Annotated in this window: 15 protein-coding genes; 8 read left to right on the top strand and 7 right to left on the bottom strand. The window is 53.4% G+C overall.

From position 1 onward, the window contains the following. Positions 1–22: 22 nt before the first annotated feature. The gene (locus tag HBO12_RS03215) at positions 23–397 is read right to left on the bottom strand and encodes a RidA family protein (protein WP_170041419.1); all 375 of its coding nucleotides are present in this window, start codon (positions 395–397) and stop codon (positions 23–25) included. A gap of 229 nt (positions 398–626) precedes the next feature. On the opposite strand from HBO12_RS03215, the gene HBO12_RS03210 reads away from it, so the two are divergent. From HBO12_RS03210 to HBO12_RS03195, 4 genes are all read left to right on the top strand, one after another. Then, on the top strand, positions 627–956 hold the full coding sequence (locus tag HBO12_RS03210) for a lysozyme inhibitor LprI family protein (RefSeq protein ID WP_169951610.1): 330 nt from the start codon (positions 627–629) through the stop codon (positions 954–956). Then, positions 953–1,570, top strand: a complete 618-nt coding sequence (locus HBO12_RS03205; RefSeq protein ID WP_170041418.1) for a dTMP kinase — start codon at positions 953–955, stop codon at positions 1,568–1,570. Before HBO12_RS03210 ends, HBO12_RS03205 begins: the two co-directional genes overlap by 4 nt. A 257-nt stretch (positions 1,571–1,827) precedes the next feature. Continuing rightward, complete coding sequence (locus HBO12_RS03200; protein ID WP_169951614.1) at positions 1,828–2,493, top strand: TIGR02466 family protein; 666 nt, start codon at positions 1,828–1,830, stop codon at positions 2,491–2,493. A gap of 158 nt (positions 2,494–2,651) precedes the next feature. Beyond that, a complete protein-coding gene (locus HBO12_RS03195; protein WP_432755756.1) occupies positions 2,652–3,749 on the top strand; it encodes an alkene reductase in 1,098 nt (365 codons plus the stop codon). A 46-nt stretch (positions 3,750–3,795) separates the two neighbouring features. Here HBO12_RS03195 and HBO12_RS03190 read toward each other — a convergent pair whose 3' ends face one another. Next, entirely contained in the window at positions 3,796–4,680 is an 885-nt protein-coding gene (locus HBO12_RS03190; RefSeq protein ID WP_169951618.1) for a LysR family transcriptional regulator, read from the bottom strand. Between the two features lie 319 nt (positions 4,681–4,999). Between HBO12_RS03190 and HBO12_RS03185 the strand changes: the two genes are divergently transcribed. After that, entirely contained in the window at positions 5,000–6,181 is a 1,182-nt protein-coding gene (locus HBO12_RS03185) for an MFS transporter (protein ID WP_170041416.1), read from the top strand. 594 nt (positions 6,182–6,775) lie between these two features. On the opposite strand, the gene HBO12_RS03180 is transcribed toward HBO12_RS03185, so the two are convergent. Both HBO12_RS03180 and HBO12_RS03175 read right to left on the bottom strand, forming a co-directional pair. After that, positions 6,776–7,483: an HNH endonuclease gene (locus tag HBO12_RS03180; RefSeq protein WP_170041415.1), complete on the bottom strand. Its 708-nt coding sequence runs from the start codon at positions 7,481–7,483 to the stop codon at positions 6,776–6,778. Then, positions 7,480–8,832 carry an AAA family ATPase gene (locus tag HBO12_RS03175; protein ID WP_069075998.1) on the bottom strand — a complete coding sequence of 451 codons (1,353 nt, stop codon included), beginning with the start codon at positions 8,830–8,832 and terminating at the stop codon, positions 7,480–7,482. The genes HBO12_RS03180 and HBO12_RS03175 overlap by 4 nt, the downstream gene beginning before the upstream one ends. Positions 8,833–9,581: 749 nt before the next feature. Between HBO12_RS03175 and HBO12_RS03170 the strand changes: the two genes are divergently transcribed. Together HBO12_RS03170 and HBO12_RS03165 are read left to right on the top strand one after the other, a co-directional pair. Beyond that, the gene (locus tag HBO12_RS03170) at positions 9,582–9,950 is read left to right on the top strand and encodes a hypothetical protein (protein ID WP_170041414.1); all 369 of its coding nucleotides are present in this window, start codon (positions 9,582–9,584) and stop codon (positions 9,948–9,950) included. 114 nt (positions 9,951–10,064) lie between these two features. Beyond that, the gene (locus tag HBO12_RS03165; RefSeq protein ID WP_170041413.1) at positions 10,065–11,369 is read left to right on the top strand and encodes a ComEC/Rec2 family competence protein; all 1,305 of its coding nucleotides are present in this window, start codon (positions 10,065–10,067) and stop codon (positions 11,367–11,369) included. Between the two features lie 430 nt (positions 11,370–11,799). Here the strand turns inward: HBO12_RS03165 and HBO12_RS03160 are convergent. Continuing rightward, positions 11,800–12,962, bottom strand: a protein-coding gene (locus tag HBO12_RS03160; protein ID WP_170041412.1) for an IS3 family transposase whose coding sequence is annotated in 2 segments (ribosomal slippage) — positions 11,800–12,710 and positions 12,710–12,962 — 1,164 coding nt in all. Because the reading frame shifts where the segments join, the coding sequence is not laid out codon by codon here. A 151-nt stretch (positions 12,963–13,113) separates the two neighbouring features. Here HBO12_RS03160 and HBO12_RS03155 point away from each other — a divergent pair. Next, entirely contained in the window at positions 13,114–14,283 is a 1,170-nt protein-coding gene (locus tag HBO12_RS03155) for a hypothetical protein (protein WP_170041411.1), read from the top strand. 71 nt (positions 14,284–14,354) lie between these two features. Here HBO12_RS03155 and HBO12_RS03150 read toward each other — a convergent pair whose 3' ends face one another. Beyond that, positions 14,355–14,894 carry a hypothetical protein gene (locus HBO12_RS03150; protein WP_222932584.1) on the bottom strand — a complete coding sequence of 180 codons (540 nt, stop codon included), beginning with the start codon at positions 14,892–14,894 and terminating at the stop codon, positions 14,355–14,357. After that, the gene (locus tag HBO12_RS03145) at positions 14,887–15,762 is read right to left on the bottom strand and encodes a WYL domain-containing protein (RefSeq protein WP_038843347.1); all 876 of its coding nucleotides are present in this window, start codon (positions 15,760–15,762) and stop codon (positions 14,887–14,889) included. Before HBO12_RS03145 ends, HBO12_RS03150 begins: the two co-directional genes overlap by 8 nt. Between the last annotated feature and the right edge of the window lie 109 nt (positions 15,763–15,871).

Raw genomic sequence — 15,871 nt, 5'->3', positions numbered from 1 at the left:
GATGCCCAATAACCTGCCGGGCTCAGCCCTTGGCGGCCATCGCCGTGACTTCCACGCGCATGCCTTCGACCGCCAATGCGGCCACGCCAATAGCCGCACGCACCGGCCAGGGTTGGGCGAAGAAGCGCTTGTACACCTCGTTGAATGCGGCGCGATCGGCCATGTCAGTGAGGTAGATGGTCAAGTGCATGACCCGGTCCATGGAGCTGCCTGCACGTTCAAGGGCGACCTTGAGGGCTTGCAAGGTGCATTCACTTTGCACGGTGATATCGCCCAGCTCCAGGCTGCCATCGGCACGCACGGGGATTTGGGTGGAGACCAGGATGCCGTTGAAGCCGATCACGTCGGATGAGATGGAGTCGGGGTCGAGGTCGGGGGTGTAGTCTAGGTGGCTCATGGGGCTCTTTTATTCAAGAAGTGGATCAGGCCGGCAGTTTACCCGGGGGCAACGTGTGCCACAGCTGATTTGAGAGTTAGATGATGTCGAAAGCGGCTGGCTAAAATGCCACTATTGCGCACAAGTACTTTGCTGGCCTGGACATTGGAGCTTTAAAGACATGACGGTTAAACATTATCCATCAAGGCTTATCCTAGTAGGCGAACCAAATACCGTTAGGAACCCCCTCATGCATTTATTTATCCGAGCGGCGCTGTTGCCAGTGGCCATTTTTGTCCTCGACGCACACGCCCAGACGGGACCTTCGTTCAAGTGCAGCGCGAACTTGAGCAGCTCAATAGAGACGCTGATCTGCGCCAGCGAAGCGCTTAGCGCCCTTGATCGCCAAATGGCGAGCACCTACAGCGCCGCGCTGAAAAAGGCCGGTAGCCAGGCCAAGATGCTCAAGGCCGAACAACGTGGCTGGATCAAGGGCCGCAACGACTGCTGGAAGGCTGACGACAAACAGGCCTGCGTGCGCGACAGTTACAAGCAGCGGTTGGTTGAACTGCAGCAATGAATCGTCTGCTGTTTGTTGCTCTGGATGGGCCCAAGGGCACCGGCAAAACCACACTGTTGGAAGCCGTTACCAAAGCACTAAGGGCGGACAACAAAAAGGTCATCCGACTGTGCGAGAAAAAAAGCGATCCCTTTAGACGGGAAACAATGGCCCTCGTTAACACGCTGGTCAGAAATCCCTCGCGGGACCTGGAGTGGGAGATTTGTGAACGCCTCGCGGACAGCCGTGCCTGGATTTCTCAACACGTCCTGGCTAAACAGCCACCCGGTAGCATTGTGTTGATTGATCGCTGGTACCCATCCGATGCAGCGTTTCGCCGCATAGTGCCGTTTGCAGAGATTCTGCAATTGAACATTGACCGAAACGTGCAAGTACCGGACTTGCATGTGGGGATTGTCACCGCACCTGGGGTTTCATGGGCGAGGGCTGCGGCGCGACGGCGTGGGCTGAGCAGCACGGTGATCCATAGGTTGGAAGAACATGTGGCGTGTACCGAGGCGTTCGAGCGAGCGGTTGCGAATCACGGTTGGGTTTTATGTCGGAATGAAGGATCGATCGAAGACGCAACAAGGCAGGTGGTTGCTGAGATCTATAGAGTGCTTAGTGTTTCGTGATTACTTTGGAAGTATAGGTTTACCGTATCCAGAGTATTTTGTGATGTTTGCCGGGTTAACACGGGAGCCGGTCTTGTTTCTGTTGATAATTACCTGCGAACTTCGCGCGATTGAGGCGTGATCGTTAGTCGCGGGATGAAAGCTGATCAACTTATGTAGTTTGACTGAAGTCCATAACTTTTTAACAAAGGTTTACATATGTGCTTTAGTTCGTCAGGTAAGGTCTGCTGCAATTAACGCAACTTGGTCGACGCTCAATGCACTCCAGCAATAACCCGGTAAACCCTGAGCTGATAAACATCAGGCGACTGTTTGCAACTCCCCTGGCCTGTCTCCAGTACCCCGATGCAGAAGAACTCAATGCAGAGCTCAAAACCCTGATCACCTGTCGCATGGCGAGCGATCAGGGCGGCACGCAGCGTAGTAACGACGGCGGCTGGCAGTCGGCCAGCGACTTCCCGGAATGGGGCGGGCAGGCCTGCGATGCGTTGGTCGGCTTTGCCAAGGAGTTCGCCACTCAACTGACGGCGGTGCATAGCGAGCAGTACGGCTTAACTGAACCGAGTTTTGCATGGAAACTCAATGCCTGGGTAAACGTTAACCAGGCGGGCCACAGCAATGCGTTGCATGGCCACCCGGGGGCATTTTGGTCGGGGGTTTATTGGGTGGATGCGGGCGGGCGAGAGGAGGATCCGGCTGTTGGCGGTGACCTGGAGTTTATCGACCCACGCGGTATGGTTGCATCGACCTACAATCCTGCGTTGCGCATGAGAGTGGAAGATTGTCTTACCGCCGGTTTTAGTACGACTTATGCCGCTACCAGCGGAACGTTCATTATGTTCCCGTCGTGGCTGATGCATTCCGTAAGACGTTTTGAAGGGACGCGTCCGCGTATTTCTATTGCCTTTAATTTTGGCGCTTGAGTTACCCACCTTCTTTTGATCATGCTGGCTTTGCGTCTGCCTACCATCGCATTATCCGGATTCACCGGAATATATTTCCCGAACTGAGTCGATTATCAAGAAATCCCCTCATAGATATTCTGTGGTCATTGGCACCACCGACTATCTACGAGGAGACACTGATGTCCACACTTTTTACCCCTGGCGTTGTTGGCCAACTGCACACCCCCAACCGTGTAGTCATGGCGCCCATGACTCGCTCGCGCAGTACCCAGCCTGGCGATGTGCCGAACGCCATGAACGCGGTGTATTACGCACAGCGGGCGTCGGCCGCGTTCATTGTTACTGAAGCCACGCAGATCTCGCCCCAGGGCAAGGGCTATTCATTCACCCCAGGTATTTACAGTGACGAACAGGTCGCCGGCTGGCGCCTGGTGACCGATGCGGTGCATGCCGCTGGCGGGCGAATTTTCCTGCAGTTGTGGCATGTAGGGCGTATGTCGCACCCTGATTTCCACAATGGCCAATTGCCGGTCGCGCCGTCTGCAATTGCGTTTGACGGTAGCATCTGGAAAGTGGACGCCGAATCGGCTGTCGGCAGCATGGCCCCGTGCCCGACACCACGGGCGCTGGAGCGTAACGAAATCCACGCCATCGTCGACGATTATCGTAAGGCTGCGCGTAATGCCATGACCGCGGGTTTCGACGGTGTCGAAGTGCATGGGGCCAACGGCTACCTGATCGACCAGTTCCTACGTACCACGTCTAATGTTCGTACAGATGAGTACGGCGGATCGCGCGAGAACCGCCTGCGCTTTCTCAAGGAAGTCATGGATGCAGTGATTGATGAAGTGGGAGCCGCCCGTACGGCGATCCGCGTTGCGCCGTTTCTCACGGCACGTGGCATGGCGTGCCCGGACATTCTGCCCACCTTGTTGGAAGCAACCAGCTATTTGCAAGGCAAGGGCATTGCCTACCTGCACCTGGTCGAAGCGGACTGGGATGATGCCCCCAAGTTTCCCGAGGACTTCCGCCAAGCCGTGCGCGAGCGCTTTCGCAATGCGATTGTGGTGGCCGGTAAGTACGACCTGGAACTCGCAGAATGGGTCCTGGAAAAAGGCTACGCAGATTATGTCGCCTTCGGACGCAAGTTTGTCGCCAATCCGGATCTGCCTCTGCGGCTGGAGAAGGGGTACCCGTTAGCGGGTCTCGAAGGTGCCGAGCTATTTGGCGGTACCGAACGTGGCTACTCGGATTTTTCCGCCTGGGCTCAGTAGGGCGCAAGCTCTCAGGTCAACTCTGAAACATCTCCTTGGAGCGCGCTCAAGTTGCCAGCTTCAAGGAGATTTCGTCCATCAGCAGTTTGACCCGGCGCGGCACTACGTGGCCGGAAGGGTAGACAATCTGCAAGTCCACGCCCGGCAGAGAGTAGCTCTCCAGCACCTCGACCAGTCGGCCTGCGTCCAAGTCATCACGCACATCGATGTAGGACTTGATACAGATGCCGTGACCGGCCAGGCACCACTGGCGCACCTGATCACCGTCATTGGCAATACGCCTGCCCGACACCAGAACCTTGAATGTACGACCATCGGCGCGGAACTGCCATTCACGGTGGATGCTGCTGCCAAAGCGCATCAGGATGCACTGCTGTTGCGCCAGGTCCGATGGGTGTTGGGGCGTGCCGTGGGCCGTGAGATAAGCGGGGGATGCACACACTACCCTACGGCCCTCGCTGAGCTTTCTGACGCGCAGGGTGCTGTCGGACAGGGCGCCATATCGAATGGCGAAATCAATCCCTTGCCCCGCGAGATCCAGGTAGCCATCGGTCAGGTTCAGGTCGAGGCTGACGTTGGGATGCGCCTGCAGAAAGTCATCAAGGATCGGCACGATGCGGTTGCGGCCCAGGTCGACGGGGACGCTCAGGCGTATCAGGCCCGAGATCCTTTCGGTGCCCAGTTTGATATTGCTCTCGATGTCTTCAGCTTCGGCGAGCAGGCGCCGGGCGCCCTCCATCAGCATCCGTCCTTCGTCCGTCAGGCTGATCGAACGTGTCGTACGGGTCAGCAGGGTTGCGCCGTAGTGCCTTTCCAGAGCCCCGAGCCGTTCCGACACAGACGTGGGCGAAAGTCCGACCTCGCGGCCTGCCGCCGACAATCCGCCTTTCTCGACAATCAATAAAAACAGCGCGAGGTTCTCGAAGAGCATTATCCGGATTTCCCTGAATATGATTGTGCTTTTGAATGGATTCTACGCCTTGGGCTTCAAGGATATCGTTTCTGCATTCACTCTTGAGGAACGACATCGTGCATATCGATCACGTCACCCTACGAACCCGCGACCTTCGCGCTATCCGCGACTTCCTGATTCAAGTCTTTGACCTGGAGGAGGGCACTCGCCCCCACGAAATCCGTGGCAGCGGATTTTTTTGCGCACCCCGGGCGGGCAGTTGCTAGAGACCGTTTTCCCTGGCCCCTCTTCTGAAAACAGCTGGTAGCCCCCCAACCGCACCCGTGGAGAAACACCGATGACTGACTCAACCAAAATGCCTTTTCAAGTATGGATCCTCACGCTGGCGGCGTTCGCCATTGGTACGGCGGAGTTTGTGATCGCCGGTATCCTGCCGCAAGTGGCTGAAAGCCTGGCGATCAGCGAAGGCCAGACAGGATCGTTGATCACTGCCTATGCCCTATCCATTGTCGTGGGGGGGCCTTTGCTGACCCTGTGGCTATCGCGCTTTGAGAAACGCAATGTGTTACTGGGGTTGATGGTGCTGTTTATCGTCGCCAACCTGATCACCGCGCTCAGCCAGGATTACACCGTGCTGCTGATCAGCCGTGTCCTGGCCGGCCTGACCCAAGGCCCGTTTTATGGGATCGGCGCGGTAGTTGCCACGCGTTTGGTCGCGCCGCAGATGGCGGGGCGTGCCGTGGGCCAAATGTTTGCTGGCCTGACCCTGGCCAATGTACTGGGTGTGCCGGCAGGGGCGTGGATTGGCAATGCGCTGGGGTGGCACGCAGCGTTTTTTGTGGTCGCGGCATTGGGGGCAGTGGCAGCCGTGGCGATTGCCACTAACATCGAGCGACAAGGACAGGAAAAGGCCGTCTCCGTGATGGGGCAACTGGCTGGGCTACGTGACCGTAACTTGTTGGCGAGCCTGCTGATTACCGTTCTCAGTTGGGTTGGCTTCATGACGTTCTACGGTTACGTGGCGCCCTTTGCCGAGCAAGTTGCAAGCATCGATCGCGGTAACGTCACGTGGGTGTTGATGATCGTTGGGATTGGCCTGGTCATCGGCAATAGCCTGGGTGGCAGGACCGCCGATGCCAACCTGCGTCTGTCGCTGATTGGCTGGCCTTTGGCGATGATCGCGTCGCTGGTCGTGGCGTACCTAGTGTCGAGCAACCCATACGCGTTTCTGTTGGCTGTTTTTGCCTTTGGTGTAACCTCATTTGCCAATGTCCCGGCGCTGCAGATGCGGGTGATGAACTACGGCGGTAAAGCGCCGGAGTTGGCAGCCACGGCGAATATCTCGGCGTTCAATGTTGCCAACGCCCTGGGTGGCATGATTGGTGGCGCAGTCATCGACAGCCATTTCGGTGCACAAGCGATTCCATTTGCGGCGGCGATTATTCCTATCGTCGGTGTGTTGTTTATCCTGACCCAAGAGCGCAAGGGCCCAACTGCAGCGGTTTCGTTGTTTAAGTGATCAACAAGGGCGTCCCGTTCAGTTCACCTTCGGTGCGCAACGTTCAGCGTGCGAACGATCTGGAGTTGCGTATCTGTCAGGCTGCGATAACGAGTGCGGTCGGGACGAGCATTGATGATAAGGCTCTCGAAGCGCCGCTCTAGGCTTGTACAAGCAGCGGTAGTCGTTGACCTGAAAAGAACCTGCATTGAATCAGTTTCATCGACAGCCACTTGATTTAACAAGTGGGCGATGTTAGATGTTCATAAGCAGGTCAACAGCCCAAGATTACTAGCTCAATACCCTTGAAATGAACGCAACTGTTCACCGATTGATGTTCATAGACCCAGCTTTCCCCGTCATTAGCCTCGTCAACCCGAGCTTTATTGGTGCTTCCAGTGTTGCTGGAGGTATGTTCAATGGTGGCACGGGTTACGCTTGCGTGGCGTCTAGAGAATCCGAGGCGATTCAGTACAACAGGAATCTTGGAACCGCTTGATAGGCCAAAAAAAAGCCGCTATTGAAAGCGGCCGTCTGACTAAAGAGCATTTCGATAAATCATTCCAAGTCAGGCGGATGCTACCGATCTGTTACCCGAGCTGTGCTGCGGATAGCTTAAGGAAGAACCCGAGTAATCGCCTGATATCCACTGGCAACATCGAAGCAGTGTTTCGCTGTACCTGGAATACGATCCAGTATGCGCCTGAGCATATCTGGATCGTCTTTGAAAACCGTCATCCAAATGGACCAGAAACCTTGGATCTGCAACACAATTTGATCGCGCATCTTTGGGTGATCCAACTCAAAAAGGTTCTGCTTCGATTCCAGCGCGATGTCCCATGCCTCGCGCCGGTTGTTCCAACGACGGTCGGATGCTTCATTTTCCTGATCATTAACGCTAGGAACTTTGTGTAGACCAACAAGGCGGATCGTGCGAGTGGCTCGAACATTGTCATGCCCTGGTGCGGCTTCGACCAACCCACCTTGCTTGTAGATTAAGGCAAGAAAGGTGTTGTCCCGATCCGGCCACATGTAGTCATCGAGCACAACGTCCTTATTGTCCTTCGTGCTATTGCAGTTTGTACACGCAAGTAAAAAGTTGTCCCAACTTAGCTCGCGAACCAGGTCATTCGCGATGGCGCCCGGCGGTTTCTTCGGCTGGACATGCTCGATGGCCAAACTAGTATCAAGATGCACTTCACAATAGGAACAACATTCGCCGAGTCGCTCGATAAGCTTACCCCGAGCCATTGCGTAAGCTTTAAATACGACAACCCTTCCATCTGCTTCAGTGGGGCAGGCCCCGCGAATGACTGGTCTCATTCATCATCCGCCTTAGGGTTTCCCTCAGGAGCACCATCGATACCCGAAACCAATCGCTTCATTGTCAAAAAGGCGTGATATGCAACGTTGTCACTAAATGGATCGGACAGTGCGTCAAGGTCTGCTTTAATAGCTTCCTTCTGCTCATCACTCACATCTCCAGCAGCATCATTGAGCAGCCGGAAGTATTCAATGGCCGCCTCATGCATTTTCTGGTAACGCTCCCCACGCTGCGGCACCGGAATCTTCATGACCTCTTCGGTGATGTCCTCAATAGATCGATTAGCGTATTTTGCCTCCGAAGCGGGAGCGGCAATACCATCAGGAATCGAGTCCGCTTGAGCGGGTTTTAACCCCCGCTCCAGGTCTATAACTTCCCCCGGCTCTAGAGACTGCAAGATGAAAGGGGAATGAGAGGAGACAACAAACTGCAGAAGCGGAAATGCATTTTTCAGGTCCGAAACCACACGACGCTGCCACTTAGGGTGCAGATGCAAATCAATTTCATCGATCAACACGATCCCTTGAGTTTTGATAGCTGCATCCACACCTAAATGCGGGTTTAAGCGTGAGGCACGGTGCGCGATGTCCGCAATGATGCCAACCATATTGCGATACCCATCACTGAGATCATCAAACGGCATTAAGCCTTCATGATCCAACGCAATCATCAGGTGATCGTAACCCGCGTCGAAATAGAAATTTTGCGCACCAGGAATACAAGAGGTCACCGCATTGGTCACCGCATCCAGTGCAGGTATGTCTTTCCCTTTTTGTATCTTTGCCATAGATAAGCGTTTGAACCATTTCTCAAACGCTTTGTGATCCGATTTCGGATCGAGGCAATAACGGTAGCCCGTTAGGCGGGAAGACGGGCTGTCCGCCACTACATCATCATGCTTATCCCATAGTCGCCCCGCGCCGTAGTAAAGCAGCAGCGGAAGATTCACATGAGGCTGATGTATAACGCGCTCACGCGCTTCTGCACCAACCCTGACGAAATCCTTAGCCTTCTTACCACGGTCACCCAGATCTCGCCGCCAGCGAATGGGCGGTTCTTCGTTCGTTTGACAGACAGCCTCCAGCCAGACCTCCGTAAATGCCTCACGGAACACCTGACCTTCGACCTCTTGAAAAACAGCTCGCGCATCCGAGTCCTTGATCGTGCCGCCACCAGTCGTCAGTTTGCCGCCCTGAAAGTAAGTGTTGAGCAGCATCGCCAGTGCGTCGAGTATGGTCGTTTTGCCCTTACCATTGTTACCAATCAGTACGTTGAACTGGGGATTGAACTGGAGATAGGCTTCGTCGTACTTTCGGAAGTTGTGCAGCACTAATTCAGTGATTTTCATGAGTTACCAAACTGGGTGAGTACGAACTTCAGGGCCAGCTTGAGTTCTAGGAAGGTGCTGCCGCTCTAAAATCTCTGCGGCCCGCCCTCACACGTAGGATCTGCAAGCGGGAATGTTGAGTCACGTCGATGAGTCGATGATAGCAAGATACAACGCCTTAAGCCTCAATTCGAAACGGGTTGCTAACGAGGTATGGTCACACGGCTACTCGCTCTGAACTCAGCTTCGCAAGCGAGCAATAACAACGATGTAGCTACGCGCCCGATTGAGGCCAACACCTTTGTAGTAGGTGCTCAGGAGCAATGGGTCAACCACAGCACAAACCCAGCCATCCCTCGAACCCTGCCTGAATAATCCTGTAGTGCATACGCTTTTTCTAGCCCTGGCAGGCCATCAGATTGATCTTATCAAAGAGGGTAATTGGACCAACATGATCCGACATCGTGTTGACTTGGCAGGTGGCCACTACTCTCGAGGTACCCCAAGATCTTTTGCCCAATCGACTGGCCATAGCCTGTATTTTAAGACCGCGTCAGCAAGCTGGTATCGCCATTTAAGAGCGTGCGGTTGAATCGCCCCAGGGGGGGCGCACATCACCTACAGGTGCAGGCCACTAGGCCGTCCTCGTCGAGATTCGGCCGAGCAATCCTTGGATCCAAAATATCTTTCAATTAAAACCGACTTCGGGCTAATCTGCATCAGTAATGGCTCCATGCCATCCTCAGAGATAGATCGTCGAGAAAATTAAATTGGATATTAAAATAGTTACCGTTTTACATCAAGGCGATGAGAAAAAAGAATACATTGTGCTTCAAGCATTAGATAAATGCAATTTAAAGCCTTATATGATTCTTGATAACACCTACGACACTGATGGAGTCGCGAGCAATAAACATCGCCACGTATTTAAGTTCCCTGAATGGATAGTTGAAAAAAATGAGTACATTTTTCTAGCCACCAAGCCTGGCTTAAACAAAAAAGGGCAAACTAATACGAAGGAGCCCGCCAGCTATCTGTATTGGGGTTTGAATAGCCCTGTATGGAATCAAAGCGGAGATAAAGTTCATTTAGTAAAAATTACCGATTCAACCGTATTCAACGTGCCAAGCGTAGTCTAGTTTTTCACTCCGAATCAATCAAACCTCGTGGGCAAGGTTTGATTTTTTCAGAATTTACGTAATTTTTTCATCGTGTGCATTGATGGTAGATGCGCATACTACAAGGAGAGTTTCTTGACCGCAAAAAAATTTATTACGACGATCAAACAGATTCCTGTTGGCCAGGGTGGATTCCTCATAGGCCAAATAGAGGATGAACATTCACGAATTTTCACCTACGCTTTCGATTGCGGCTCGATCAATCGAGAGCACTTCGAACAAGGGCTGAAGATGTGTTCGCTTCAAAAAATTGACATACTATTTGTATCACACTTAGATGTGGACCATGTAAGTGGAATTGATGCACTGGCGGCACAGGTGCAGATTGACATGGTCGTTCTTCCCTGTCTGGACGCTCTTCACCTCACAATGATCGCATGTGAAGCAGCAGGAAACTCTACACTTCGATTGTCGACTCAGTCGTTTTTGACAGACCCCTTTGGATGGTTAGTCGATCGGGGGGTCAAGGAAATCATTCAAGTACAGCGCGCAGACGATACACTTAATGTAATTCCTTATGAGCCTGATCCAGAAGGGCAACCCGATAGCATTATAGTGCCCGTGCCCGAAGGCGGTGACCCGAGTCGCCCATACACAATCAGATCAGAAATGGTAGAGGAAGCTAAATCTGTTCGTTCAGGTGCCGGTACTGTCCGAACACTCGGAGAACATACATCGATCTCTGTGGAGGTAAAGGGTAAATCAATTCCTTCATGGCTGCTCGTCCCTTATGTGCATCCATTTCCCAAAGAAGCTATCGCGAGCTTTAGAAGAGCTGTAGGAAAACAGTTTCCTCATACATTCGCGGGGCGTTCACTGGCATCAAAAGCCTTTACTAAAAAACTGATCCAGTTGTTAAGTGACAAGGCAAGCTGCGAAAAATTGAAAGCTTGCTACTCCATCATATCAAGAGATCACAATAAAATCTCACTGAGTCTGTATTCAGGGCCTCAAGCTCACAAAAACAACTTGAAAATCTCTCGAACCAATAAAAACTTCGATTGGCCATTCCCTAAGCCTTATCAAATAATTCACTCGGAAGATACACTTATAAGAAAAAACGGTGGTGCGTGGATTTGTACGGGTGATGCAAATTTAAACCAGCGCGGTACGAGATCGGCGTGGCTTAAGAGGTTCGGCAAGCTCCTAAAGAATGTAGATGTTTTTATTTTGCCCCACCATGGCAGCAACGATAGCATTCACGATGAGGTTATCAAGAAACTAAATAACTCAGAGATGATTGTTTGTGCAGCAGCCGGTCGTGAAAAACACCCCCACAATTTGTTGCTGGGTCGGCTGCGCAGTTACGAAAGCAGCCTTTGGCATGTTTCGGAGAATCCTGAAAGCGGTTTTACATTAAAGGTATCTTTTTCAGTTTGAATATGGTGAAAGGCGCTCACGGGGTGATCACCGGACTCCCTGAGCGCTTTTTTCTCACTACGAACAACCTAATCCCCATGAACCGTATTCGTTACGTGCTTTCGAACCAAGCTTCAACAAAAAGCTGGCATCACCGAATCCCGACAAGCTTCATACATCGATAATGCATTGAAATCGAAATTCAACAACACCAACAGCAGGAATCGAACGTTTTATTCGTATCAACAGCCCCCACCCGCCCGTTGAGCTTTCTCAGATTAATAACGCAACGGCCCTTGATCTGAATCTGTACCTCACGCTCATCCCGTGAGCCAGTCGCGTCGTAACCAGCCTGTCTTGCGCAGTGCAAATTCAAGCCTAGCGTCCGCACATGATGTCACCGTCGAATTTTCTCTCTTACGAGATTGATCGCAAGCCGAGTTTGTAGTGGTCAACTAATCCCGGACACGACGTTAAGTTTTTTCTCGGCCTGAGCCGGTGGCAGCCCACCATTAAATTGGTGCGGTCGAATCCAGTTGTACCGGTGCATCAAAAAATGGCTGATATCCCGCTGAGCTTGTTGGACCGTCGCGTAGCCCATGGTCGGTATCCACTCGGTTTTCAGGCTCCTGAACACCCGCTCCATCGGCGCATTATCCCAACAATTTCCTCGCCGGCTCATGCTCTGACGCATGCGATATCGCCAAAGGCGCTGGCGAAAACTCCGGCTTCCATATTGCGAGCCCTGGTCGGAGTGGAACAGCAAACCCTGAGGCTTCCCTCGCTGCTCGTAAGCCATGTCCAAGGCCTTGATGACCAAGTCGGCATCCGGCTTTCCCGACAACGCCCAACCCACAACACGGCGGGCAAAAAGATCTAGCACAACCGCCAGATACTGCCATTTCCCTTGAGCCCAGATGTAAGTGATATCGCCACACCAGACGTGGTCAGGAGCGGGCACATCAAACTCTCGGTTCAAAATATTAGGGATGTCGGGCCGCTCGACCGTCGCCTTTTTGTAAGCATGCGATCCCGGTTGTTTGCTGACCAACTCCAGCTCGCGCATCAGGCTGCGTACCTTGAATCGCCCGATCTGCTCGCCGTCGTCCTGCATCATGGCCATGATGCTACGGCTACCGGGAGCACTGCGGCCTTGGGTGAACAACTCGCTCACCCGACTGCGCAATCGAAGGCGTTCTACATCTGGTGTGCGGCGCCTGAGACGCCGAGCGTAGTAGCACGAGCGGGTCACTTCAAACACCTTGCACAGCCAATCAACCGGCTCGTGGATGCTCAACTGGTCAATCAGCGCGAACGCTCGAGATCTTCCGACATCAAGAGCGCGGTGGCCTTTTTTAAGATCGATTTTTCCCGCTCAAGGCGAGTAATTCGGGCTTCCAGCTCTTGGATTTTCTGCTGCTCCGGGGTCAGCGCTTTGCTCTGCGGGGTGACGCCCGTGCGTTCTTGCTGCACCTGGTCGACCCATCGGCGCAAAGCCGACTCCCCGACACCAAGCGAGCGGCTGGCCTCAATGAAGCTGTAATCCTGCTTGAGAACGAGGTCGGCAGCCTCGCGTTTGAATTCAGGGGAAAAGGTACGGCGTTGTTTGGTCATCTGACACCTCGTTCTGGCGAGCATTCTCGCCTAAAATGGGTGTCCGATTTCATTAGACCACTACAAGGACATTGATCTGGTTCGTTAACTTGCTTGCTGTGAACCGCCTGCGTTTGCAGCCCGCGGAAGCAAACAGACAAGGAGCGGCACATTGTCAGCTGAGAACCAACTAACAGAACCTGAAAACCAAAACGACTCAATCAAGCCAAAAAAGGCGTTCGTGCTCACCGATGAGATGCGCCGGCGGATAGTGGAATCGGAAAAAGAGCACCGTCGTTACAAGCGTCGGGAGAGGCGGTTTGAGTTCAGCCGGATTTCCTGGTTTTGGGATGAATTCCCGAATGAGGAGCTCTACAGGCCTCCCTTGGCTGAGCGACGCAACACGCGCCAGGAAATGGCATATCATCGGTTTCGACAAATGATGAGTTGGTCGTTCTGGTCGCGGATGAAGTCAGGCGCCGGTATCAAGCTCGCAGCGGTGGGGGGGTTGGTCGCCGCATTCATTCAGGCAGCTCCGCCATTGAAGGGCGCAGAAGCCGCGGTCGGGCCTTTGAGCTGGTTGCTGGTGGGCGGGGGCTTTTACTTGTTAGCGGTGATCTGGTTCGAGTGGAAGTGTCCGGTTCTGCTAAAGCGCACGCTTGCTGGGAAGGAGGAATACCTTGGCATTGAGGGGCGGCGCTGGCTACTCGCTCTTGTTGAGGATGAGCTGCGACGCTGGTGGGGCGTTAAACCTTATGACTTGGATGTAGGCGGAATTAAACCAGAGTCCTATAAACACCGACTTGCGCTTGACATCACTCGGCATGGTGAAATTCCAGCCTACGGCGGCTTTGGTGAATTCGCATCCGCACGGATCGAGTATGCACTTCATGAATACGCCAAACTGACATCGACAGCGATCTGGCGAGAAGAATTCAAGCCGAACGAATTCCAAAAGTTCATGCCGGTACATCGAATGTGCCCACGTAATATGCCTCTGCGTAGCCTCCACTTGAGCGTCATGAATGAGAGTGAGGCGGAAATGGCTAAGGTGGGCAAGGAGGGCGACTTGGTGGTGCGCTGGTTCGACAACTCACTGGATTTTCAATCGCGGTTACCAACCCCTCGAAATTTGGTGGTGTCGGCGTACGCGGAAGGTTTCATCTACCTGTTCCGCACCGACGCTTCTGCGCTGACATTCACTCGTATTGTGGCGCAGTGGCAAAACACGATGCGCCCGTTATGCCGGCTCACTCTCATTGGCCTGTTCCTGGCCAGTGGCGGTTGCTTCTTGCGGTTTGTCTTCCTACAGCTGAAGATTCTCCTGCCGAATCTGCTTTGAGTTGCTGTCTGACGAAGCCTCAGCGGCAGGCAGTGAGCCTGCCGCATCAAACTCCCAAGCAAGAACCTAATTCAGGCTTGAGGGGAGGTTGGAGTGGGCGATTTGACCGGCTCCGCCTCACCAGCCCGAGTCTGTCCACTCCGGGTTTTATCAATGCCCCACACCGCCTTCGCGACCTCCTCAATTTTCGCCACGAACTTGTCGACGTTGAAGCCGGCTATGAAGGCCAGTGCGAAAAATCCAATTTCGCTTGCTCCGGCGTTCGCGGTCGACTCCAGTACCAACAAGCCTGCCTTCAAGAAGAGGTAGCTCACCGCACCGGCGATTGTGCTGGTGATGGGGCGGATGAAATACCAGACGTGCCAGTCCGGATCCCAGCGCTTGTGGACGCACTTGTTGAGGTAAATCGCACGGAAGCAGTACAGGGCACCGCCAACGTAGGCGATCGCGCCACACATCAACGGCACTCTCAGAGGCCTATAGGGCTCAGAAAGCCAACCCAGAGCCATCGCACCGATGGAGTAGGTCGCGAAGACCAGAAGTGCCAGCAGATAGATGATGATGACGATCGTCAGATCTGTCTTTGGCTTGGCTGAAGTGGTTTCACTCATCTGCTGCTGACTCCTTGCGAGCATTCTCAATCCGAAGCATCACAATCTGCTGATGCTCACTGACCGGGTCGCCTGGCTTCACATTCAGGTTCAGCCGGCGGTTTAGGTAATACAACTGTGGCTTGCGAGCTCTGAGCCGAGCTTCGCCATTCACCATCTGGTAATCGTGCTCGATTGCTTTTTGCTTTTGTGGCGGGTAGCTCGGATTCGGGCCGATCACCACATCGATGAAGGTCTCCCATTCAACGTCCTCTGGCACCTCTGAAGGAGGGGCAAACGAAGTCTTCAGGGCATTGATGCGACCTAAAACGAAATCCTTGAATATCCCTGACTTGAAGCAGAAGGCGCGGGTGTGCCAACGAAAGCCGTCATGGGCGAACGATGTGGGGAAGATAGTCCGAACAGCTGGCTCGTCGAAATTGGTCATTGATCGATAGTCGACGTCCACTGCCTCGCCTGCCTGGAGCGCCCTGATGAGCTTGATCAGGATCTGTTGATCAACCTGCCTCATGGGAGAAGGTAGGTTCGCCACTGGGGGCGCCCAGCCGATGAAACTATCCGTTGGGGCGATATTGCCTATGCCACGCTGCTGTAGCTCATTTAGATAGTGCGCTGGATCCGGGTTGGTCAAGACGGGTTTGAAGTCAGGGCCTGCCACGTACGCTTTCAGCGTTCGGTCATAGGCCATGTTGTCAGGAGCGAGTTCTTGATAGGTCGCGAAATCCAATGACGCTTGAGGAACAGAAATCCCAAAAAAAATGGTCAGGTCTGAGCGATTGAGTTTTCGCTCCCACAGCAGCCGAAAATCTATAAATTCAAGGCGGCGTTCCTGGCCCCAGCGTCCGGTACGAGTAGCGGTAGCAGTCATCTGAAATCAGCCTGGTAGGTAGTGGGTATAAAAAATATACGAATAGTATCTAGACGGATTGAGTTTCTATACGTATCTTACAGTATCTGTAGCGTTTCTCAAAGATGGC

It is taken from the genome of Pseudomonas sp. WS 5059 (genome assembly GCF_012985525.1).
Lineage (GTDB): Bacteria > Pseudomonadota > Gammaproteobacteria > Pseudomonadales > Pseudomonadaceae > Aquipseudomonas.
Note: the sequence above shows the minus strand (reverse complement) of the source record. Positions and strands in the feature narration are given on the sequence as shown.